Here is a 22495-nt window from a genome sequence, read left to right on the forward strand (position 1 = left end):
GCATGGCGGGCATGGCTACACATGTGATCACCGGAGCGGGTTCCGGCATCGGCGCGGCCGTCGCCCGCCGTCTGCACGCGCGCGGGGACGAACTGGTCCTGCACGCGCGGGACGCCGCCCGTGCCAAGGAGCTGGCCGCCGAGTTCCCCGGCGCGCGCACCCTGGTCGGCGACCTCTCCGACCCCGACAGGCTGAGCTGGGCCTTCTCCCACCAGTCGCTCCCGGACCGGGTGGACTCGCTGCTGCACATCGCGGGCGTCGTCGACCTGGGCCGGGTCGGCGACCTGAGCGTGAAGTCCTGGCGCCACCAGCTCAACGTCAACCTCATCGCCCCGGCCGAGCTGACCCGCCACTTCCTGCCCCAGCTGCGGGCCGCGCGCGGCCACGTCCTCTTCGTCAACTCCGGCGCCGGCCTGAACGCCCACGCCGAGTGGTCCGCGTACGCCGCCTCCAAGCACGGTCTGAAGGCCCTCGCGGACTCCCTGCGCCACGAGGAGCACGCGAACGGCGTGCGGGTCACCACCGTCTACCCGGGCCGCACCGCCAGCCCCATGCAGGCCAAGGTGCACCAGCAGGAGGGCAAGGAGTACGACCCGGCGCGCTGGATCGACCCGGAGTCGGTCGCCACGACCGTCCTGATGTGCCTCGACCTGCCGAGGGACGCCGAGGTCAACGACCTCACGGTGCGACCGGGGCGCTGACCGCGCCGGGCGGTTCCGTAGGCTGCTGCGGTGAGCGAAAACAGCCAGTTCAGCTTCGGTGCCGCCACCGGCGTCGGGTCCCTGCCCGGCGGCGACGCCCGGGAGGCCGCCAAAACCGTCACCGGGTCCTTCGAGGACTTTCCCTTCCTGGCCGAACTGCCCGCCCGCGGCCCCGGCGCGGACATGATCGGCCGCACCGCCGGGATGCTCGTCGAGCTGTACGCGCGCGTGGAGCCCAGCGGCTGGCGGATCGGCGACCGGCCGGGACGGGACACCCGGCGGGCCCGCTCCTGGCTCATCGAGGACCTGGACGCCCTGGAGGAGTTCACCCAGGGGTACGAGGGCCCGCTGAAGGTGCAGGCCGTCGGCCCCTGGACGCTCGCCGCCGCGCTGGAGCTGAGGAACGGCGAGGCCGCCCTCTCCGACCTCGGCGCCTGCCGTGACCTCGCCGCCTCGCTCGCCGAGGGCCTGCGCCTGCACCTGGCCGAGGTCCGCCGCCGCGTCCCCGGCGCCAGCCTCGTCCTCCAGCTCGACGAGCCGTCCCTCACCGCCGTCCTGCGCGGCCGGGTGAGGACCGCCAGCGGCTACCGCACCCACCGCGCCGTGGACCGCCAGCTCGTCGAGGCCACCCTGCGCGAGGTGACCGGCGTGCACGACGGCGGCCCGGTCGTCGTCCACTCCTGCGCCCCGGACGTGCCGTTCGCCCTGCTGCGCCGGGCCGGCGCGGCGGCCGTCTCGTTCGACTTCTCGCTGCTCACCGAGCGTGACGACGAGGCGATCGGCGAGGCGGTGGAGGGCGGCACCCGGCTCTTCGCCGGTGTCGTCCCGAGCACGGACGGCCGATTGTCAGACCCTGCCGGTAGCGTCATGGGTGTCAGGACGCTGTGGCGCAGACTGGGGCTGTCACCAGCGCTTCTCGCGGAGGCGGTCACGATCACGCCGACGTGCGGACTCGCCGGTGCTTCCCCTGAGTACGCGCGCCGGGCCCTCGCCCACTGCGTCCGGGCGGCGAGATCCCTCGCGGACAACCCTGAGTAACGGGAGGACAACACGGTGGCCGGCGACAAGCAAGCGGAGAGCACGGTGCCCGCCGAGGCACGGGACAAGCACGCGCAGCTCGCTGAGCAGATCGAGGAGCACCGCTTCCGGTACTACGTGAAGGACGCTCCCGTCATCAGCGACGCGGAGTTCGACCGGCTCCTGCGCTCACTGGAGGCCCTGGAGGAGGAGTATCCGGAGCTGCGTACGCCGGACTCACCGACCCAGAAGGTCGCGGGGGCGTACGAGACGGAGTTCACCTCCGTCGAGCACCGTCAGCGCATGCTGTCGCTGGACAACGCGTTCGACGACGCGGAGCTGGCCGCCTGGGCCGAGCGCGTCCACAAGGACGTCGGCAGCGCCCCGCACCACTTCCTGTGCGAGCTGAAGGTCGACGGCCTGGCCGTCAACCTCACCTACGAGCACGGCCGTCTGACCCGCGCCGCCACCCGCGGCGACGGCCGCACCGGCGAGGACATCACGCCGAACGTGCGGACGATCGCGGAGATCCCCGACCGTCTGAGGGGCGACCGCGTCCCGGACCTGGTGGAGATCCGGGGCGAGGTGTACTTCCCGATGGAGAAGTTCGAAGGGCTGAACGCCCGCCTGATCGCGGCCGGCGACAAGCCCTTCGCCAACCCCCGCAACGCCGCCGCCGGTTCACTGCGCCAGAAGGATCCCCGCGTCACCGCCACCCGCCCGCTGCACATGGTGGTGCACGGCATCGGCGCCCTGGAGGGCTACGCGGGCCTCACCCGGCTCTCCGAGGCGTACGACCTGCTGGGGCAGTGGGGCCTGCCCACCTCCCGGCACAACAAGGTGGTCGACGACCTCGACGGCGTACGGGAGTTCATCGCCTACTACGGCGAGAACCGCCACTCCGTGGAGCACGAGATCGACGGAGTGGTCGTCAAGCTCGACGAGATCCCGCTCCAGGGCCGGCTGGGTTCCACCTCCCGCGCGCCCCGCTGGGCGATCGCCTACAAGTACGCGCCGGAGGAGGTCAACACCAAGCTCGTCAACATCCGCGTGGGCGTGGGCCGCACCGGCCGCGTCACGCCGTACGCCCAGGTGGAGCCGGTGACGGTCGCGGGCTCGGAGGTCGAGTTCGCCACCCTGCACAACCAGGACGTGGTCAAGGCCAAGGGCGTGCTCATCGGGGACACCGTGGTGCTGCGCAAGGCCGGTGACGTCATCCCGGAGATCCTCGGCCCGGTCGTCGACCTGCGGGACGGCACCGAGCGCGAGTTCGTGATGCCGGCCGAGTGCCCCGAGTGCGGGACGCCGCTGCGGCCGATGAAGGAGGGCGACGTCGACCTGCGCTGCCCGAACTCCCGTACGTGCCCCGCCCAGTTGCGCGAGCGGCTGTTCTACCTCGCGGGCCGCAAGGCGCTGGACATCGAGCACTTCGGCTATGTCGCCGCCGCCGCGCTCACCAAGCCGCTGGAGCCCGAGGAGCCGCCGCTGAAGGACGAGGGCGACCTGTTCGACCTCACCGTCGAGGACCTGCTGCCCATCAAGGCGTACGTCCTCGACCAGGACAGCGGTCTGCCCAAGCGGGACCCGAAGACGGGCGAGGAGAAGGTCGTCACGGTCTTCGCCAACCAGCAGGGCGAGCCCAAGAAGAACGCCCTCGCGATGCTGGAGAACATCGCCGCCGCCAAGGAGCGCCCGCTGGCGCGGATCCTGACCGGTCTGTCGATCCGCCATGTCGGCCCGGTCGCCGCCGAGGCGCTGGCCCGCGAGTTCCGCTCCATCGAACGCATCGAACAGGCGACCGAGGAGGAGCTGGCGGGCACCGAGGGGGTCGGGCCGACCATCGCCGCGTCCCTCAAGGAGTGGTTCGCCGAGGAGTGGCACCAGGAGATCATCCGCAAGTGGCGGGCGGCCGGCGTCCGGATGGAGGAGGAGCGCACCGGCGAGGACGAGGGGCCGCGGCCGCTGGAAGGACTGACCGTGGTCGTCACCGGCACCCTGCAGGACTTCACCCGCGACGGCGCCAAGGACGCCCTGCAGAACAGGGGCGCCAAGGTGACCGGTTCGGTGTCGAAGAAGACCTCGTTCGTCGTTGTGGGTGACAGTCCCGGCTCGAAATATGACAAGGCGATGCAGCTGAAGGTGCCGGTCCTGAACGAGGACGGCTTCAAAGTCCTGCTGGAACAGGGGCCTGAGGCGGCGTCGGAGGCCGCGCTTCCGGTCGAGGAGTAGCGGTTGAAGGCCACCCGATCGGCGCATATCAGATGCATACGGGCGGCCGGGGCGCATTCGGGCAACCGTCGACGACCGCTGCCCGTGGAAGGCTTCCGCGGCCTACTGTTGGGATGTGCGCCTGCCGTGCCCAGCTGCGGTCGGGGCATCCCCCGCTCTTGAGGGTCACCTCTCCGAGGGCGCGGGGACGGTTTCCGCAGCGGCGCCGCTGAAGGTTGTCGGGCATCGGGCCGCGTGGCGTGGGCACCGCCGGCTGTGAGAGGGACGGGAATGGAACCGACCGAGAGCGCCGCCCCGGATGCATGGCTGCGCCGGTTGGCCGGCGTCTGGCGAGGGAGCCGCCGGCCGGACCGGGGCGCGGGCACCCGGGAGCGTGCCGTCAAAGCCGCCGCGGCCGCGGACGGCCCCGGCGCCGCGCCCCTGACCGGCGGGCGCGCCACCGGCCTGCCGGGAGGCGATCCCGGAACCGACGGGGAGCGGCACCTGTCCTGGCCCGCGCTGCCCGCCGGCGTCGTCGCCGCCGCCGGCTTCGCGCTCGGCGCCGGCTTCCTGCGGGCCTTCACCGGTCACGACGCGCTCTTCCCGTCCGGCACGGCCGGCTGGTCGCTGGCCGTGCTGACCGGCATCATCGTCGGCCACCTGGTCATGCTCGGCCGCGCCCGCTGGTGGGGCGGCACCGGCTCCGGCGCCGCCCTCACCCTCGCCGTGCTGCTGCTGTACGGCTGGGTGCCGGCCGGCATGGTCAGCCTCACCGTCGTCGTCCTGGTCGGCATAGCCCGGCGGCACCGCTGGCGGCAGGGCGTCCTGCACGGCGCGGTGGACATCCTCGGCATCGGCGCCGGCGCCCTCGTCCTCGCCGCCTTCGGCCGGGTGCCGTCCGTCGGCACCCCCTGGAACCCGGACACCTGGGACCTGTACACCGCCCCCGAGGTGGTGGTGGTCGCGGCCGCGTATCTGCTGGTCACCCGGATTCTGCTGTGGTACCTGAACGCGCCCCGCGCCGGCGGCCTGCCCACCGTCGCCCGCACCGCGCTGGTCCGCCAGGGTCTGCTCGCGGTGGCGCTGCTCGGCATCGCCCCGCTGGTGTGCGTGGTCGCCGTGTCCAAGCCGATTCTGCTGCCGCTGTTCTCCATCCCGCTCATCGCGCTCGACTCCACCCTGTGGATCGCCCGGGCCCGCGCCGAGGAGCAGCTGCGCGACCCGCTCACCGGGCTGCCCAACCGGCTGTGGCTGCTGGAACGCATCTGGACCGCCCTCGACGACGCCGAGCGCATCGGCGCCCGTGCCGCCCTCGTGTTGATCGACCTCGACCGTTTCCGGTCGGTCAACGACACCCTCGGTCATCCGGCCGGTGACCGGTTGCTGCTGCAGACCGCCGACCGGCTGCGGCTGGCCCTCCCCCGCGGCGCGGAGGCCGCCCGGCTGGGCGGGGACGAGTTCGCCGTCTTACTTCCGGTGGCCGACTCCACCACCTCGGCCACCCGCATCGCCCGCGGCCTGGTGGCCGCCCTCAGCTCCCCGCTCGACCTCGACGGACTCACCCTCGTCCTGGAGGCCAGCGCCGGCGTCGCCGTCTTCCCCGACCACGCGCTCGACGCGGAAGGTCTGCTGCGGCGCGCGGACGTCGCCATGTACCAGGCGAAGCGGGACCGCACCGGCGTCGAGGTCTACGAGTCCAAGCGCGACTCCAACACCCCCGACCGGCTCGGCCTCCTCGCCGACCTGCGCCGGGCGCTGGACGCCCACGAGGTCGAGCTGCACTACCAGCCCAAGGTCCGCTTCGACGGCCAGGTGGCCGGCCTGGAGGCACTGGTCCGCTGGGTGCACCCCGAGCGGGGCAAGGTGCCGCCGGACGAGTTCATAGCGATCGCCGAGTCCTCCGGTCTGATGCCCCACCTCACCGAGTACGTGCTGGAGACGGCGCTCGGCCAGGTCGCCCGGTGGCGCTCCCAGGGCCTGTTCGTCCCGGTCGCCGTCAACGTCTCCCCGCGCGACGTCCACACCCCCGGCTTCGCCGGCTCCGTCGCCGCCCGCCTGGCCCGCCACGGGGTCCCGGCCGGGGCGCTCCAGCTGGAGATCACCGAACACGTCCTCCTGGAGGACCCGCAGCGCGCCGCCGACACCCTCGCCGGGCTCACCGGCCACGGCGTGAAGATGTCCCTCGACGACTTCGGCACCGGCTACTCCTCCCTCGTCCATCTGCGCCGCCTCCCGGTCAGCGAGCTGAAGATCGACCGGTCGTTCGTCGCCCGACTGGCCGTCGACACCGAGGACGCGGAGATCGTGCGGTGCACGGTCGATCTCGCCCACTCCCTGGGACTGCTGGTCGTCGCCGAGGGGGTCGAGGACGACGAGACCTGGGAGCGGCTGCGGGATCTCGGGTGCGACGCGGTGCAGGGGTGGCTGGTCGCCGCGGCGATGCCGCCCGAGGAGACCACGGCCTGGCTGCGGGCCCGGGGGTCGCGCGGGTGGCAGCGGCCGGCGGCGGCGTTGCCCGCGGTGTTGCCTGCGGCGGCTGAGGAGTAGACCGGGCAGGGGAGTGCCGGGTTCGGCCGGCGGGTGGGTGCGGGTTCGGTGTGGCCGGTCGCGCAGTTCCCCGCGCCCCTCGGGTGGGACCGCGTGCCGTCCTTCGACCCGTGCCGCCGTCTCCGCGCCCCTCGGGTGGGACCGCGTGCCGTCCCTCGTCCGGCACCCTGGGGAAACCGTTTCACGGGCATGGGGCGGCGCCCCATAGGATTGGGCCAAAACACTCACACTCACCCCAGAGGATCGCTGCATGCCTGGCATCACGCGCGAGGAGGTCGCCCACCTCGCCCGGCTGGCGCGTCTGGAGCTGAAGCCCGAAGAGCTCGACCACTTCGCGGGACAGCTGGACGACATCATCGGCGCGGTCGCCCGCGTCAGCGAGGTCGCCGACCAAGACGTACCGCCGACCTCGCACCCGCTCCCGCTGACGAACGTCATGCGCCCGGACGAGGTCCGCCCCTCGCTCACCCCCGAGCAGGCGCTCTCCGGCGCCCCGGCCCAGGAGCAGCAGCGTTTCAAGGTGCCGCAGATCCTGGGGGAGGAGTAATCCGCCATGACGGACATCATCAAGCTGACCGCGGCCGAGACCGCCGCGAAGATCGCGTCCGGCGAGCTGACCGCCGTCGAGGTCACCGAGGCGCACCTGGCCCGGATCGAGGCCGTCGACGAGAAGGTGCACGCCTTCCTGCACGTCGACCGTGAGGGCGCCCTCGCCCAGGCCCGCGCCGTCGACGCCAAGCGCGAGCGCGGCGAGAAGCTCGGCCCGCTGGCCGGCGTCCCCCTCGCCCTCAAGGACATCTTCACCACCGTCGGTATCCCGACGACGGTCGGTTCGAAGATGCTCGAGGGCTGGATCCCGCCGTACGACGCGACGGTCACGAGGAAGCTGAAGGACGCCGACGTCGTCATCCTCGGCAAGACCAACATGGACGAGTTCGCCATGGGGTCGTCGACGGAGAACAGCGCCTACGGCCCGACCGGCAACCCCTGGGACCTCACCAGGATCCCCGGCGGCTCCGGCGGCGGCTCCTCCGCCGCGCTCGCCGCCTTCGAGGCGCCGCTCGCGATCGGCACCGACACCGGCGGCTCCATCCGCCAGCCGGCCGCCGTCACCGGCACGGTCGGCGTGAAGCCGACGTACGGCGCGGTGTCCCGCTACGGCATGGTCGCCTTCTCGTCCTCCCTCGACCAGGGCGGCCCCTGCGCCCGTACGGTCCTGGACGCGGCGCTGCTGCACGAGGTCATCGCCGGGCACGACCCGATGGACTCCACCTCCATCGACGCGCCCGTCCCGCCGGTCGTCGAGGCCGCCCGCAACGGCAGCGTCGCCGGCATGCGCGTCGGCGTGGTCAAGCAGTTCCGCGGCGAGGGCTACCAGGCCGGCGTCATCCAGCGCTTCGACGAGTCCGTCGCGCTGCTCAAGGAGCTGGGCGCCGAGATCGTCGAGCTGGACTGCCCGTCCTTCGACCTCGCCCTGTCGGCGTACTACCTGATCGCCCCGTCCGAGTGCTCCTCCAACCTCGCCCGCTTCGACGGCCTGCGCTACGGCCTGCGGACCGGTGACGACGGCACGCACTCCGCCGAGGAGGTCACCTCCCTCACCCGTGAGGCGGGCTTCGGCCCCGAGGTCAAGCGCCGCATCATGCTCGGCACCTACGCGCTCAGCTCCGGCTACTACGACGCGTACTACGGCAGCGCGCAGAAGGTCCGCACCCTCATCACGCGGGACTTCGAGAAGGCGTTCGAGCAGGTCGACGTGATCGTCTCCCCGACGACCCCGACCACCGCCTTCCCGATCGGCGAGCGCGCCGACGACCCGATGGCGATGTACCTCGCCGACCTGTGCACCATCCCGACCAACCTGGCGGGCAACGCGGCCATGTCGCTGCCCTGCGGCCTCGCCCCGGAGGACAACCTCCCGGTGGGCCTGCAGATCATCGCCCCGGCGATGAAGGACGACCGGCTCTACAAGGTCGGCGCCGCCGTCGAGGCCGCCTTCGTGGAAAAGTGGGGCCACCCGCTTCTCGAGGAGGCTCCGTCGCTGTGAGCAAGCTGTCGAAGGCCAAGGGCTTCAAGAAGTCCAAGAACGGCCTGTACCTGTCCATGGCCACCACCGCGTTCGGCGCGCTCAGCGTCGCGAAGCAGGCGAAGCTCGCCCGCGCCGAGAGCGACACGCTCCGCCTGGTCGACGCCGCCGTGTCGGCCGCCGCCATCGTCACCGGCCTCGCCATCCTCTACCGCGAGCTGAAGCGGCTGGGCGACGACGACGTCCTGCTGGGCTGAGAGGGAAGTTTCACCGTGACCACCACGACCGACCTGGTGTCGTACGAGGACGCGCTGGCGTCGTACGACCCCGTCATGGGCCTTGAGGTCCATGTCGAACTCGGCACCAAGACCAAGATGTTCTGCGGCTGTTCGACCGCGCTCGGCGCCGACCCGAACACCCAGACCTGCCCGGTCTGCCTCGGCCTGCCCGGCGCGCTCCCGGTCGTCAACGCGACCGGCGTCGAGTCCGCCATCAAGATCGGCCTCGCGCTGAACTGCGAGATCGCCGAGTGGTGCCGCTTCGCCCGGAAGAACTACTTCTATCCGGACATGCCGAAGAACTTTCAGACCTCCCAGTACGACGAGCCGATCGCCTTCAACGGCTACCTCGACGTACAGCTGGAGGACGGCGAGACCTTCCGCGTGGAGATCGAGCGCGCCCACATGGAGGAGGACACCGGCAAGTCGACCCACGTCGGCGGCGCCACCGGCCGTATCCACGGCGCGTCCCACTCCCTGCTGGACTACAACCGCGCGGGCATCCCGCTCATCGAGATCGTCACCAAGCCGATCACCGGCGCGGGCGAGCGCGCTCCGGAGGTCGCCAAGGCGTACGTCCGTGAGCTGCGCGAGGTCATCCGCGCCCTCGGGGTCTCCGAAGCGCGCATGGAGATGGGCCAGATGCGCTGCGACGTGAACCTCTCGCTGATGCCGAAGGGCAGCGAGACGTTCGGCACCCGCTCCGAGACGAAGAACGTGAACTCGCTGCGGTCCGTGGAGCGCGCGGCCCGCTACGAGATCCAGCGCCACGCGGCCGTGCTGTCCTCCGGCGGCACGATCGTGCAGGAGACCCGCCACTTCCACGAGGACACCGGCTCCACCACCTCGGGCCGCGTGAAGGAGGAGGCGGAGGACTACCGGTACTTCCCGGAGCCCGACCTGGTGCCGGTCGCCCCGTCCCGCGAGTGGGTCGAGGAGATCCGCGCCTCCCTGCCGGAGCTGCCCCTGGTCCGCCGCAACCGGCTGCGCGAGGAGTGGGGGATCTCCGGCACCGACATGCAGGCGATCCTCAACGCCGGCGCGCTCGACCTGATCGTCGCCACGATCGACGCCGGTGCCGACGCCGCGTCCGCCCGCAAGTGGTGGATGGGCGAGCTGGCGCGCAGCGCCAACGAGTCCGGCACGGCGCTCGACGAACTGGCGATCACCCCGGCGCAGGTCGCCCGGGTCGCCGAGCTGGTCACGAAGGGCGACCTGAACGACAAGCTGGCCCGCCAGGTCATCGAGGGCGTCCTCGCGGGCGAGGGCACCCCGGACGAGGTCGTCGACAAGCGCGGCCTGAAGGTCGTCTCCGACGAGGGCGCGCTGACCGCCGCCGTCGACGAGGCGATCGCGGGCAACCCGGCCATCGCGGACAAGATCCGCGGCGGCAAGGTGGCCGCGGCCGGCGCCCTGGTCGGCGCGGTCATGAAGGCCACCCGCGGCCAGGCCGACGCGGCGCGCGTCAAGGAGTTGATCCTCCAGAAGCTGGGCGTCAGCGAGGGCTGAGCCCGTTTCTCACCACCCGAGGGGGATGTGCCGGCCGCGGCGCATCCCCCTCGGCGCGGGCACGGACGTACGCGCTACGCTCCCGCGCCATGAGTGGACGCCCTGATTCCGAGACGCCCGCCGAGATAGCCCGGGAGCCGGCCGCGGAGCCGGCGGAGGGACCGGCCGAGCGGTGGCCGGAGGAGCCGGCGGAGGGGCCGGCCGAGCGATGGCCTGAGGAGCCGGCGGCGGAGTCGCCGGAGGCGCCGGCCGAGGGGCTGTGCGAGGCGCGGCGGGCCCGCTGGACGGCCTCCGGGGCCGGGGCCCTGCTGACCCTCGCGGGGCTCTCCGCGTCCGCACTGCGCGCGACCGGCTCCGCCCCGGCCCTCGTCCCCGCCACCTACGGCCTGGGCGCCGCCGTGTGCGCCCTCGCCGCCGTGCTGGGCTCCCGGGGCCGTACCCGTCGCGCGCTGTGGCTGCTGGTCGCCGGCGTGATGGTGATGGCGGTGGGGGACCACTTCGACTGAGGTGCACCGTGTGAGCTGACCGACGTGTGAAAAGGCGCACGAATCGGCCAAACGATCATTTGTACCTGTAAGAGTGACCCCACCTAGCTCATACGTTCTTTGCGGGCCGTTCACCTCATGAACGACTGTTCCCGACCAAAGATCCACACGTCACCACCTGGGAGCACGTTCGTGGCAGCCCTTGCACGCTGGTGTGTCCGGCACCGCCTCGTCGCTGTTCTGCTCTGGGTCCTCGCCCTGGCGGGGGTGGGCGCGGGAGCGCTCGTGGCGGGCACGGCGTACTCGAACGACTACAAGGTCCCCGGCACCGAGTCCGGCCGCGCCGGGGAGCTGCTGGCCGAGGGGTTCCCGGATCTCGGCGGTGACAGCGACACGGTCGTCTGGCACACCGACGAGGGCACCGTCCGCGCGGCGGACGTCGAGCAGACCATGACCCGGACGCTCGCCCGGATCGCCGACCTGCCGGGCGTCGCCTCGGTGACCGGCCCCTACGACGGCCACGGCGCCGGCCGGATCAGCGAGGACGGCCGTACCGCGTACGCCACCGTCACCTTCCGCGACCAGGCCAAGGACATCGCCGCCGCCGAGGCGAAGGCCGTCGTGGACACGGCCAAGTCCGCCGAGGGCGACGGGCTGCGCGTGGAGCTGGGCGGCAGCGCGGTCGCGCTCACCGAGTCCCCCGGCGGGCACCTGGCCGAGGCGGTCGGCGTGGTCGTCGCCGCCGTCGTGCTGTTCCTCGCCTTCGGCTCGCTCGCCGCGTCCCTGCTGCCCATCGCCACGGCGCTGGTCAGTGTCGGCACCGCCTACGCCGGGATCGTGCTGCTCGGCCATGTCATGACGGTCGCCGACTTCGCGCCCATGCTGGGCGTGCTGATCGGCCTGGGCGTCGGCATCGACTACGCCCTGTTCATCGTCACCCGCCACCGGCGCGGCCTGAAACGCGGGCTGGGCGTGACCGAGGCGGTCACCGGCGCCGTCGCGACCACCGGCCGCGCGGTCGTCTTCGCCGGGGCCACCGTGTGCATCGCCCTGCTGGGCATGCTGATCCTGCGGCTCGGCTTCCTCAACGGCGTCGCCATAGCCGCCTCGCTGACCGTCGTCCTCACCGTCGCGGCCTCGGTGACCCTGCTGCCCGCCCTGCTGTCCCTGATCGGCATGCGGGCCCTCAGCCGCCGCGAACGCCGCAGGCTCGCCGAGCACGGCCCCGAGCCCGAGCTGCCCACCGGGTTCGCCGCCCGCTGGTCCGCCTTCGTCGAACGGCACCCCAGGAAGCTCGGCGCGCTCGCGCTCGCCGCGATCACCCTGCTCGCCCTGCCCACCCTCTCCCTCCACCTGGGCACCTCCGACCAGGGCAACGGCCCCGCGACGGCCACCACGCGGCAGGCCTACGACCTCCTCGCCGACGGCTTCGGCCCCGGCGTGAACGGCCCCCTCACCCTCGTCACCGAGGTGCGCGGCGCCGAGGACCGGCTCGCCCTCGACAACCTCGACGCCACCCTGCGCGCCACCGAGGGCGTCGCCTCCGCGACCCCCGTGACCTTCGACGCCGGCGGCGACACCGCGTACCTCACCGTCGTCCCCGAGTCCTCCCCGCAGTCCGAGCGGACCAGCGAGCTGGTGGACCGGCTGCGCACCGAGGTGCTGCCCCGCGCGGAGGCGGGCACCTCGCTCGACCTGCACGTCGGTGGCGTCACGGCCGGCTACGACGACTTCGCCGAGGTGATCGTCGGCAAGCTGCCGCTGTTCGTCGGCGTCGTCATCGGCCTGGGCTGCCTGCTGCTCCTGCTCGCCTTCCGCTCGGTCGGCATCCCGCTGAAGGCCGCCGCGATGAACGTCGCCGCCGTCGCGGGCGCGTTCGGCGTCGTCGTGGTGATCTTCCAGTGGGGCTGGGGCGGCGAACTGCTCGGCCTCGGCCGCGCGGGCCCCATCGAGCCGTTCCTGCCGGTGATCATGGTGTCGGTGCTCTTCGGGCTCTCCATGGACTACCAGGTCTTCCTGGTCAGCCGGATGTACGAGGAGTGGCTGGAGACCGGCGACAACCGGCGCGCGGTGCGGATCGGCCTCGCGGAGACCAGCCGGGTGATCAACTCGGCCGCCGTGATCATGATCTCGGTCTTCCTCGCGTTCGTGCTCAGCGGCGACCGGGTGATCGCCATGTTCGGCATCGCGCTCGCCGCCGCCGTCGCCCTGGACGCCTTCGTCCTGCGCACGCTGCTGGTGCCCGCGCTGATGCATCTGCTCGGCGGCGCCAACTGGTGGCTGCCGCGCTGGCTGGACCGGCGCCTGCCGCGCATCAGCATCGAGCCGCCCGAGGACCGCACCGGGCGGGAAAAGCCCGCGGACGCCGGCGCCGGACGTGAAAGGCTCACGGACGTCTATGACGTACTGCACAAGGAGCGGCAGCCCGATGTACGCGATATCCCTGGGTGACGACGGAGCCGAACTGCGCCCCCTGGAGCCCTGGCACGCCGAGGAGTTCCTGCACCACCTGGACCGCGGCAGGGAGTTCATCAACCGCTTCGTGCCCTTCGGGGAGCAGGCCACCGACGTGGCCGGCGCGCGCGAGCTGCTGCAGCGGTACGCCGACGGGCGCGCCGCCGACCACCGCTCCCTGCACGGCATCTGGCTCGACGGCACGCTCGTCGGCGGCGTCCTCTGCCTGAACTTCGACGCCGCCCAGGGCACCTGCGAGGTGGGCTGCTGGCTGGAACCCGCCGGCACCGGGCGCGGGCTGGTCACCCGCGCGATGCGGGTGCTGATCGACTGGGCGGTCGAGGAGCGCGGCGTGCACCGCGTGGAATGGGTCGCCGCGGCGGGCAACGAGGCCAGCCTGAACGTGGCCCGGCGGCTGGGGATGACCCGCGACGGGATCCAGCGCGAGAGCTACCTCCATCACGGCGTACGGCACGACATGGAGATCTGGTCGGTGCTCGCGCCCGAGTGGCGCGCGGCCCGCGGCGCTCGTTAAGACGGCTCTCAGACTCCGTCCGTACGGTGCGCGGCATGGGTACCAGGACTGTGGACGAGACCGAGCCGACGACTGCCGAGGCAGCGGCTGCCGGTGACGCGACGACTGCCGGGGACTCGGCGGCTGCCGGTGACGCGGCGAAGGGCGAGGTGACGGAGGCGCAGGCCGCCGCCGCGGAAGCCGGGGAGGGTGCCGCCGAGGCCTCGGGGGAGGCGGCGGCGCCGGAAGGCCCCTCCGGGGTCGGGCAGGGCGCCGGGGCGGTCGTCTCCGCCGCCCTCGGTGTCGTCTCGCTGACCGGCGGCTGGGTCGGCACGGTGGCCTCCGCGCGACAGTCGCTGATCGGCCAGCTGGAGACGTCGGCGTCCTCCAGCGTGGCGGACATGGTCCAGGCGGGCTACGGCGACGCCTGGCGGGCGAGTGCCCTGTGGGCGGGCGTCTTCGCGCTGGCCGCGCTGATCGTCGGCGCCGTGGTCCTGGCCCGGCCCGCGTTCGGCGTGCCCGGCAGGCCGCAGGCCTCCTGGATCAAGTCCGTGGCCTGGGGAGGCGTCTCGCTCGGCGTCCTCGGCCTGCTGCTGGCCGTATTGAAGTACACCGACGTACTGCTGGGACTGCCGTCGGCCTAAGGGTTCCTCCCCTGCCAGCGCCTCCCCCAGGGGGCCTCTCCCAGGGGGCCTTACGGCGGTGGGCTCCCGGCCCCGCACGCCCGCTAAGCCCCCGCGCGCCCGTCTAAGGCACCACCCCGCACCGAAGATGCGGCACTCTCCCGATGTGCCCGACCCCCCTGGGCGACGAAAGTCGAGGCATCGCAGCGAGCGATGACCGATCCTTTCGAACCCCCTGGGGAGAGACCATGCACGCGCCCGAACTCCAGCAGCTGCGCTCCGCCGAGCTGCTCCGCCGCGCCGAGCAGGAGCGCCTGGCCCGCGAGGTCGCCCGGAGCAACCGCGCCGCCCGCCGGGCAGCCACCGCACGCACCGCCGAGAGCGAGTCCCATAGCCGGCTCGGCCGGCTGGGCCGGCTCCGTCCACCGCGCACCGCGTGACCCGGCCCGGACCGGCTCGCCCCACCGAACGGCCCGCCACCGACGCGTCCGGCCGGCCCGGCACCCCCTCCACGGGCGCCGGGCCGCTCTCGCGTCGTATCCGGTCAGCCCTCTGCGGCCCGGATTCCGCCCTCTCCGGGCAAGGGTCCACCCTCCGCGGCCGGGAATCCGCCCCCTCCAGCCAAGGGCCGGCCCTCTGCGAATCAGATTCCGTTCTCTCCGGCCCGGATTCCGCCCTCTTAGGCCAAGGAGCCGCCCGCTCCGGCCCGGAATGCACCCCCTCCGGCCCCGAATCCGCCCTCCCCGGCCAAGACCCCGCCCTCCCAGGTCGCCGATCCGCCCGCCCCGGCCGCCGTCGGAAAACCGGTGACACGGCGTCGGACGCACGTGCGATGCTCTGGCCCGTGCAGACCAGTTCCGTCAGTCCCGTGTTCGTCGGCCGCGTCGAGGAGTTGGGGACGCTGGGCGACGCGCTCGCCCGCGCCGCCGCCGGCGAGCCGCAGGCGCTGCTCGTCGGCGGCGAGGCCGGTGTCGGCAAGACCCGGCTCGTCGAGGAGTTCGCCGCCGTCGCCGCCCGCGCGGGCGCCGTCGTCGCGCTCGGCGGCTGCGTCGAGATCGGCGCCGACGGACTGCCCTTCGCCCCGTTCTCCACCGCCCTGCGCACCCTGCGCCGCGCCCTCCCGGACGCCGTGGCCGCCGCGGTCGCCGGCCAGGAGGAGGAACTGGCCCGGCTGCTGCCCGAACTGGGCGAGGTCGGCGCCGGCCGGCACGACGACGAGGAGGGTGTGGCCCGCCTCTTCGAACTCACCGCCCGCCTCCTGGAACGCGTCGCCGCCGACCGCACGGTCGTCCTCGCCCTGGAGGACCTGCACTGGGCCGACGCCTCCACCCGCCACCTGCTCTCCTACCTGCTGCGCACCCTGCGCACCGGCCGCCTCGTCGTCCTCGCCACCTACCGCTCCGACGACATCCACCGCCGCCACCCGATGCGCCCCCTGCTCGCCGAACTCGACCGGCTGCGCACCGTGCGCCGTATCGAACTCGCCCGCTTCACCCGCGACGAGGTCGGCCGCCAGATCGCCGGCATCCTCGCCGCCGAACCCGACCCCGCCGACGTCGACGACATCTTCGAACGCTCCGACGGCAACGCCTTCTTCGTCGAGGAACTCGCCGTCGCCGCCCACGAGGGCTGCCACACGGGCCTCACCGACTCCCTGCGCGACCTCCTCCTCGTCCGCGTCGAGGCGCTGCCCGAGAGCGCCCAGCGGATCGCCCGGATCGTCGCCGAAGGCGGCTCCACCGTCGAGCACCCGCTGCTCGCCGCCGTCGCCGGCCTCGGCGAGGACGAGCTCGACGAGGCGCTGCGGGCCGCCGTCAACGCCCACCTGCTGCTCCCCACCCCGGCCGGCGACGGCTACCGCTTCCGCCACTCCCTGGTCCGCGAGGCCGTCAGCGACGACCTGCTGCCCGGCGAGCGCACCCGCCTCAACCGCCGCTACGCCGAGGCGCTGGAAGCCGACCCGGCCCTCGTCCCCGCCGACCAGCGCGTCACCCGCCTGGCCAGCTACTGGTACCACGCCCACGACGCCGCCAAGGCCCTCCCCGCCGTCCTCGACGCCGCCTCCGCCGCCCGCCGCCGCCACGCCTACGCCGAACAACTCCGGCTCCTGGAACGCGCGATGGAACTGTGGGACTCCGCCCCCGAGGAGACCCGCGCCACCCTGCGCCCCGTCGACCACACCGAGGTCTATCCGCCCTGCGGCGGCGACCCGCGCACCGCCCCCCTGCGCTACCTCGACCTCATGGCCGAGGCCGCCGTCGCCGGCCGGCTCTGCGGCGAACGCGAACGGGCCCTGAAGATCACCAAGCGGGCCCTCGGCCTGCTGGAGGACGACCCCGACCCGCTGCGCGCCGCCTGGTTCTGGGTCCAGCGCGCCCAGCTCGTGCAGAGCCAGGCCCGCGGCGACGGCTGGCGGGAACTGGCCACCGCGCAGGACCTCGTGCGCGGCCTGCCGCCGTCCCGGGTGCACGCCGACGTGCTCGCCGCCGTCGCCGGCTGGCTGATGCTGCGCGCCCCCGGCCCGCAGGCCTTCTCCGCCGCCGAACGCGCGGTGGAGTACGCCCGTATGGTCGGCGCCCGCGAGACCGAGCTGAACGCCCGCCTCACCCTCGGCGGCCTCATGGTCGACTCCGGCGACACCGAGGCCGGGCTCGCGGTGATGTACGAAGTCAAGGACCGCACCGTCGCCGAGGGCATGTCGTACGTCGCGGGCCGCGCCTACGTGAACCTGCCCTCCGAGCTGGAGGCCGTCGGCCGCTCCCGCGAAGCCGTCCCGCTGCTCGAACAGGGCGTCGCGCACAGCCGCGCCTACGGCCTGCTCAACACCGAGGCATGGGTGTGGGCCAACCTGTCCGACTCGCTGTACTCCCTGGGGCGCTGGGACGAGGCCGCCCAGGCCGCCGAGGACGCCCGGCGGCGCGGCCAGAACGCCAAGCCGCAGGGGACCGGCACCATGTGCCTGGCCCGCGTCGCCCTGGGCCGCGGCGACGTGGCCGGAGCGGCCCGTCGGCTCGCCGCCGCCCGCGACTACTTCGGCACCCACGATCCGATGCCCCAGCAGTCCCTCCCGCTCGTCGACATCAGCGTCGGCATCGCCGCCGCCGAGGGCCGTCTCCTCGACCTGCGCGCCGAACTCCACGCCACCGTGGAGGCCGGCTTCCCGCCCGGCACCCACCGCTACGGCTGGCCCCTGCTCCTCGCCGCCGCCACCGCCGAGGCCGACGCCCGCGCCCTGCCCACCGCCCGGCCGGGCCGCGCCGAGGCCGTCGGCCGCATCCGCGACGCCGCCAAGCGGCTCACCACCAACGCGTCCATCTGGCTCGCCCACGACATGTGGGTCCGCGCCGAGCTGGCCCGCGCCGAGGACACCGCCGGCGTGGACACCTGGTCCGACGTCGTCACCGCCTTCGAAGGGCTGGAACGCCCCTACGACCTCGCCCGCGTCCGCCACCGTCTCGCCGAGGCCCTGCTCACGTGCGGCGGCGAGCACGACCGCGACCGCGCCGCCGAGCTGCTGCGCCTCGCCCACGCCGTCGCCGGCCACCTCGGCGCCCGCCCGCTCGCCGACGCCGTCACCCAGCTCGCCCAGCGCGCCCGCCTCTCCCTGACCGGCGCCCCGCGGCCGGCCCTCGCCCCGGCCGACCCGGCCGAGGCGCTGGGCCTGACCAGCCGGGAGCGGGACGTACTGCGGCTGGTGTCCGCCGGGCGCACCAACCGCCAGATAGCGGAGGAGCTGTTCATCTCCCCGAAGACGGCCAGCGTCCATGTGTCGAACATCCTCGCCAAGCTGGGCGTCTCCGGCCGGGGCGAGGCGGCGGCGGTCGCCCACCGGCTCGGGCTGTTCGCCGCGGAGCCACTCACGGCCGGCCTGTCCGGACCCTCCGGCCCGGCCGGTTCCGCCGGGTGAGGTCTACGCTGGAGGGACGCCGGCCCAGGGGGGTTCCGTGTTCAACTTCTTCGAGGAACTGTTCGCCCCGGGCCGCAAGCACACCCAGGACGAACAGAACCGCCTGGAGCTGACGCGCGAGGACGTCGGCGACGGGGATCCCGGCCGCGGCCCGATAGACCTCACCTCCGGGAAGGTCGTCATACGACGGCCCGACGCTGACCCGGCGGAACCGGCGGACCCGGGGGGCCGGGCGAACCCGGGGGACGAGGAACCGGACGGGGACTGAGCGCGCGCCCCCCGGTGTCACGGGTCAGCTCACCTGGAGCTCCAGGATGCGGTCGTCGCCCTCACCGGGGGAGCCACGGCCGTCCGTCTCGCTGGTGACCAGCCACAGCCGGTCGCCGCCCGCGGGGACGACCGTGCGCAGCCGGCCGTGCTCGCCCTCCAGGAAGGACTGCGGGTCGGCCGAGGCCTTCGTGCCCTTCAGCGGAACGCGCCACAGACGCTCGCCGCCCAGGCCCGCCATCCAGATCGAGCCCTCGGCGTAGGCGATGCCGCTGGGGGAGGCCTCGTCGGTGGACCACTGGGCTATCGGGTCGCGGAAGCCGGACTCGCCGGACCTGCCCTCGGCCTCCGGCCAGCCGTAGTTGCCGCCCGGCTCGATCGCGTTCAGCTCGTCCCAGGTGTCCTGGCCGAACTCCGCGGCGAACAGGCGCTGTCTGGCGTCCCAGGCGAGGCCCTGCACATTGCGGTGCCCGTACGAGTACACCGCGGAGTCCGGGAACGGGTTGCCCGGGGCGGGCTCCCCTTCCGGGGTGAGGCGGAGGATCTTGCCGCCCAGGGACTCCTTGTCCTGGGACAGGCCCTCCTCGCCGCTCTCGCCCGTGCCGGCGTAGAGCATCCTGTCGGGGCCGAAGGCGATCCGCCCGCCGTTGTGGACGAAGCCCTTCGGGATGCCCTTGAAGATCGTGTCCGGGGCGCCGAGCTGTTCGCCGGCGGGCTTCTTCTCGTCGTAGAGCATGCGGACGATGCGGTTGTCCGAGACGGAGGTGAAGTACGCGTAGACCATGTGGTCCGAGGCGTACTCCGGGGACAGGGCGATGCCGAGCAGGCCGCCCTCACCGGCCGCGGAGACACCGGGGACCTCGCCCAGCTGCGTCTTCTCGCCCGTCTCGCCGTCGACGCGCACGATCGTGCCCTCGTCGCGCGAGGAGACCAGCAGATCGCCGTCCGGCAGCGGGGCGAGGCCCCACGGGCTGTCCAGGTCCTCGGCGACGGTGCGCACCACCTTGACGGTGCCGGTCGCCGGCGGGGCCTTCTCGGCCGTGCCGCCGCCCGCGGACGGGGACCGCTCCGTCGTCGTACGGCTCGGGGTGGCGCTCGCGGTGCCGCCCGGTGGCCCTCCGTCGTCCTCGGAGGAGCACCCGGCGGTCAGCACGAGCGCGGCTGCGGCCAGCACGGCCGACACAGCTCGACGTTGCACGATCTTGGTCCCTTCGACGCGGCGGTCTCCAGCCCGGCTTCCACTTGTCATACACCGCCCGCGCCCCACAAGTTCCCCATCCCTCCCACCCCGCACCGCATCCAGGCCGACGAGGCTGCCGGGAACGCACACCGGCACCGTCTCCCCGGCCAACGCGGACAAGCCGACGCGGACAAGCATCCGGGGCTCGCGCCGCCACGTTCCCCACCCCACGCCGCAGGCATCCGCGCCGTGCCGTCCGAGGTCCGGGCCCGCGCCGCCCGAAAGCCGCCCCATGCCCCACGCACCGGCCCCACGCGCCAGGCACCCCGCTCGCGCCGACACTTACTTCGCCCCGCGCCGGCAGGCACTCCGCCCCGCGCCGCCCCCGGTCCGGGGCCTACTCCCAGGACCCCTGCGCCCCCGGCAGCCCCGCCACCTCGGCCAGGTCCTGCGGGGTCAGGCGCAGGTTCGCCGCCGCCGCGTTCTGGGTGACCCAGCGCTCCTGCTTGGTGCCGGGGACGGGGACGACGTGGCGGCCCTGGGCGAGGATCCAGGCGAGGGCGACCTGGGCGGGGGTGACGTGGTCGCCGTGGCGGGCGGCTATGCGGCGCAGGCCCACCACTATGGGCTGGTTCGCGGCCATCATCTCGGCGGTGAAGCGGGGGTGGCGGGCGCGCATGTCGTCGGGCTCGAAGCCCTCACCGGGGGTCAGCGTGCCGGTGAGGAAGCCGTTGCCGAGCGGCATCGCCGCCAGGAAGCCGATGCCGCGCGACTCGCACCAGGGCAGCAGGGTGTCCAGGGCCTCCGGGGACCACACCGACAGCTCCGCCTCCACCGCGCTCACCGGGAACACCTGCTGCAGTCGCTGCAGCTGGCGGATCGTCGCGTCGTAGAGGCGGCTCCCGCCGCGCCGGCCGCCGCGCGCGCCCACCGCGCACAGGCCCAGCGCCCGCACCTTCCCGGCCCGCACCAGCTCCGCCATCGCGCCCCACGTCTCCTCGACCGGGACCTCGGGGTCCGCGCGGTGCAGCTGGTACAGGTCGATGACGTCCGTCTGGAGCCGCCGCAGGGACGCGTCGCAGGCGCGCCTCACGTAGCCGGGACGCCCGTTGGCCACGATGTGCTGCTCGCCCACCAGCAGCCCCACCTTGGTCGAGACGAACGCGTCGGACCGCCGCTCCTTCAGCACCCGGCCCAGCAGCAGCTCGTTGGTGAAGGGGCCGTACATGTCGGCGGTGTCCAGCAGCGTCGAGCCCAGGTCCAGAGCCCGGTGCACCGCCCGCAGCGACTCGTCGCCGCGCTGCCTGGACGTGCTGTACCCCCAGCTCATCGGCATGCACCCGAGTCCGACGGCCCCCACCGCGAGTGCCGCCGCGCCGATCGTCCTGCGCTCCACGTGGTCGTGACCCTCCCTCTCCAGGCACCCCAACCTAACCTCTGCGCCCACGCGCCCCTGACATAGCCTCCGGACCATGACTGCTGACGTGTGGCTGCCCATCCCGCCGGAGGAGATCGAGGGGCTTCCGGAGGGGCCGGCGTACCGTTTCTGGGACGGTGCGGAAACCTTTCCCTCGGACCCTGCCGACTGCGCCTTCTACGTCGTCCCCTACATGAAGCCCGCCCCGCTGGGGCAGCGTCCCCTGCCGGAGATGACGTCCCTGGAGGTGGTGCAGACGCTGTCGGCGGGGGTCGACCACGTGCTGCCGGCGCTGGCCCGGGTCCGCGCGGGGGTGCGGCTGTGCAACGCGCGCGGTGTGCACGAGGCGAGCACGGCGGAGCTGACGCTCACGCTGATCCTCGCCTCGCTGCGGGGCGTCCCCGACTACGTGCGCGCCCAGGACCGGGGCGAGTGGCTCGGCGGGTTCCGTCCCGCGCTGGCCGACAAGACCGTCCTCATCGTGGGCTACGGTTCGATCGGATCAGCGATCGAGGACCGGCTCGAACCCTTCGAGCTCGCGCGGGTGGCGCGCGTCGCGCGCTCCAGGCGCACCACGGCGCGCGGGCCCGTGCACCCGCTCACCGACCTGCCCGCGCTGCTGCCGGAAGCGGACGTCGTGGTGATCTCCACCCCGCTCACCGAGGACACCCGTGGTCTGGTGAACGCCCAGTTCCTGGCCCGGATGAAGGACGGAGCGCTGCTGGTCAACGTGGCCCGCGGGCCCGTCGTCGACACCGAGGCGCTGCTCGCCGAGCTGGGGCGCCGCCGGATCACGGCGGCCCTGGACGTCACCGATCCCGAGCCGCTGCCCCCCGCTCACCCCCTGTGGCGTGCGCCGGGGGTACTGATCAGCCCTCATGTCGGCGGACCCACCTCCGCGTTCCTGCCGCGCGCCAAGCGGCTCCTGGTGGACCAGTTGAGCCGCTTCGTGAACCGGGAGCCCTTGCGCAACGTGATCCTTACGACGGGCGCCGACAGGTCTGGCGCTCCGGGCGCAGCGGGCGTGTAATCCGATTCGGGCACCCTCCGCAACCTCTCGGACGCGGGGGGTACTCGCTTCCCGCAGGTGGTCACGGAGCGTAGAGAAGCTATGTCCCTGAGTGACGAGACTGGTGTATCGTCCCGACAGGGGCTGCGCCGCGCACCGTTCGGCGCCGGGGATGGACATTTCAGACTGCGAGGGGGGCGACGGGCGATGCACGGCCTATGGACCAACGATCCGACTCGGCGGGGCCGCCGGCGGCGACCCTGGCGCACGGCCACGCGCAGGCGTGGCCACCACGCCGGTCACGGCGGCCACCACGGCAGCCACAACCTCAGTCACCACCGCCGGCACGGCAG

18 protein-coding genes are annotated in these 22495 nt (G+C 73.4%); 16 read left to right on the top strand and 2 right to left on the bottom strand.

Annotated features, from left to right (window positions below):
• The first annotated feature begins 2 nt into the window (after positions 1–2).
• The 15 genes from G7Z13_RS24650 to G7Z13_RS24720 all read left to right on the top strand — a co-directional run bounded on the left by G7Z13_RS24650 (position 3) and on the right by G7Z13_RS24720 (position 18537).
• On the top strand, positions 3–701 hold the full coding sequence (locus tag G7Z13_RS24650) for an SDR family oxidoreductase (RefSeq protein ID WP_166002416.1): 699 nt from the start codon (positions 3–5) through the stop codon (positions 699–701).
• Positions 702–731: 30 nt separating this feature from the next.
• Positions 732–1739 carry a methionine synthase gene (locus G7Z13_RS24655; RefSeq protein WP_166002417.1) on the top strand — a complete coding sequence of 336 codons (1008 nt, stop codon included), beginning with the start codon at positions 732–734 and terminating at the stop codon, positions 1737–1739.
• A 15-nt stretch (positions 1740–1754) separates the two neighbouring features.
• On the top strand, positions 1755–3947 hold the full coding sequence (gene ligA / locus G7Z13_RS24660; protein WP_166002418.1) for an NAD-dependent DNA ligase LigA: 2193 nt from the start codon (positions 1755–1757) through the stop codon (positions 3945–3947).
• A gap of 270 nt (positions 3948–4217) precedes the next feature.
• On the top strand, positions 4218–6473 hold the full coding sequence (locus G7Z13_RS24665; protein ID WP_166002419.1) for a bifunctional diguanylate cyclase/phosphodiesterase: 2256 nt from the start codon (positions 4218–4220) through the stop codon (positions 6471–6473).
• 250 nt (positions 6474–6723) lie between these two features.
• Positions 6724–7020: an Asp-tRNA(Asn)/Glu-tRNA(Gln) amidotransferase subunit GatC gene (gene gatC / locus G7Z13_RS24670; protein WP_004925108.1), complete on the top strand. Its 297-nt coding sequence runs from the start codon at positions 6724–6726 to the stop codon at positions 7018–7020.
• A gap of 6 nt (positions 7021–7026) precedes the next feature.
• On the top strand, positions 7027–8520 hold the full coding sequence (gene gatA / locus G7Z13_RS24675; RefSeq protein ID WP_166002420.1) for an Asp-tRNA(Asn)/Glu-tRNA(Gln) amidotransferase subunit GatA: 1494 nt from the start codon (positions 7027–7029) through the stop codon (positions 8518–8520).
• On the top strand, positions 8517–8756 hold the full coding sequence (locus G7Z13_RS24680) for a hypothetical protein (RefSeq protein WP_166002421.1): 240 nt from the start codon (positions 8517–8519) through the stop codon (positions 8754–8756). The genes gatA and G7Z13_RS24680 overlap by 4 nt, the downstream gene beginning before the upstream one ends.
• A 15-nt stretch (positions 8757–8771) precedes the next feature.
• Complete coding sequence (gatB, locus tag G7Z13_RS24685; RefSeq protein WP_166002422.1) at positions 8772–10286, top strand: Asp-tRNA(Asn)/Glu-tRNA(Gln) amidotransferase subunit GatB; 1515 nt, start codon at positions 8772–8774, stop codon at positions 10284–10286.
• 89 nt (positions 10287–10375) lie between these two features.
• The gene (locus G7Z13_RS33375) at positions 10376–10792 is read left to right on the top strand and encodes a hypothetical protein (RefSeq protein WP_206313137.1); all 417 of its coding nucleotides are present in this window, start codon (positions 10376–10378) and stop codon (positions 10790–10792) included.
• 171 nt (positions 10793–10963) lie between these two features.
• Positions 10964–13222, top strand: coding sequence for an MMPL family transporter (locus G7Z13_RS24695; protein WP_166002423.1), 2259 nt, complete (start codon positions 10964–10966; stop codon positions 13220–13222).
• Complete coding sequence (locus tag G7Z13_RS24700) at positions 13200–13760, top strand: GNAT family protein (RefSeq protein ID WP_166002424.1); 561 nt, start codon at positions 13200–13202, stop codon at positions 13758–13760. The genes G7Z13_RS24695 and G7Z13_RS24700 overlap by 23 nt, the downstream gene beginning before the upstream one ends.
• A 35-nt stretch (positions 13761–13795) precedes the next feature.
• Positions 13796–14383 (top strand): hypothetical protein, encoded by a 588-nt coding sequence (locus G7Z13_RS24705; RefSeq protein WP_166002425.1) that lies wholly within the window; start codon positions 13796–13798, stop codon positions 14381–14383.
• Positions 14384–14610: 227 nt separating this feature from the next.
• Positions 14611–14802, top strand: a complete 192-nt coding sequence (locus G7Z13_RS24710) for a hypothetical protein (RefSeq protein WP_166002426.1) — start codon at positions 14611–14613, stop codon at positions 14800–14802.
• A gap of 392 nt (positions 14803–15194) precedes the next feature.
• Positions 15195–18269 (top strand): helix-turn-helix transcriptional regulator, encoded by a 3075-nt coding sequence (locus G7Z13_RS24715; RefSeq protein WP_206313138.1) that lies wholly within the window; start codon positions 15195–15197, stop codon positions 18267–18269.
• 37 nt (positions 18270–18306) lie between these two features.
• Positions 18307–18537: a DUF6191 domain-containing protein gene (locus tag G7Z13_RS24720; RefSeq protein ID WP_166002427.1), complete on the top strand. Its 231-nt coding sequence runs from the start codon at positions 18307–18309 to the stop codon at positions 18535–18537.
• Positions 18538–18561: 24 nt separating this feature from the next.
• On the opposite strand, the gene G7Z13_RS24725 is transcribed toward G7Z13_RS24720, so the two are convergent.
• Together G7Z13_RS24725 and G7Z13_RS24730 are read right to left on the bottom strand one after the other, a co-directional pair.
• Positions 18562–19785 carry a PQQ-dependent sugar dehydrogenase gene (locus G7Z13_RS24725; RefSeq protein WP_206313139.1) on the bottom strand — a complete coding sequence of 408 codons (1224 nt, stop codon included), beginning with the start codon at positions 19783–19785 and terminating at the stop codon, positions 18562–18564.
• Positions 19786–20113: 328 nt separating this feature from the next.
• Complete coding sequence (locus tag G7Z13_RS24730) at positions 20114–21112, bottom strand: aldo/keto reductase (protein WP_166002428.1); 999 nt, start codon at positions 21110–21112, stop codon at positions 20114–20116.
• Between the two features lie 76 nt (positions 21113–21188).
• On the opposite strand from G7Z13_RS24730, the gene G7Z13_RS24735 reads away from it, so the two are divergent.
• On the top strand, positions 21189–22163 hold the full coding sequence (locus tag G7Z13_RS24735; RefSeq protein WP_166002429.1) for a 2-hydroxyacid dehydrogenase: 975 nt from the start codon (positions 21189–21191) through the stop codon (positions 22161–22163).
• The last annotated feature ends 332 nt before the right edge of the window (positions 22164–22495 follow it).

The organism is Streptomyces sp. JB150 (assembly GCF_011193355.1).
Lineage (GTDB): Bacteria > Actinomycetota > Actinomycetes > Streptomycetales > Streptomycetaceae > Streptomyces.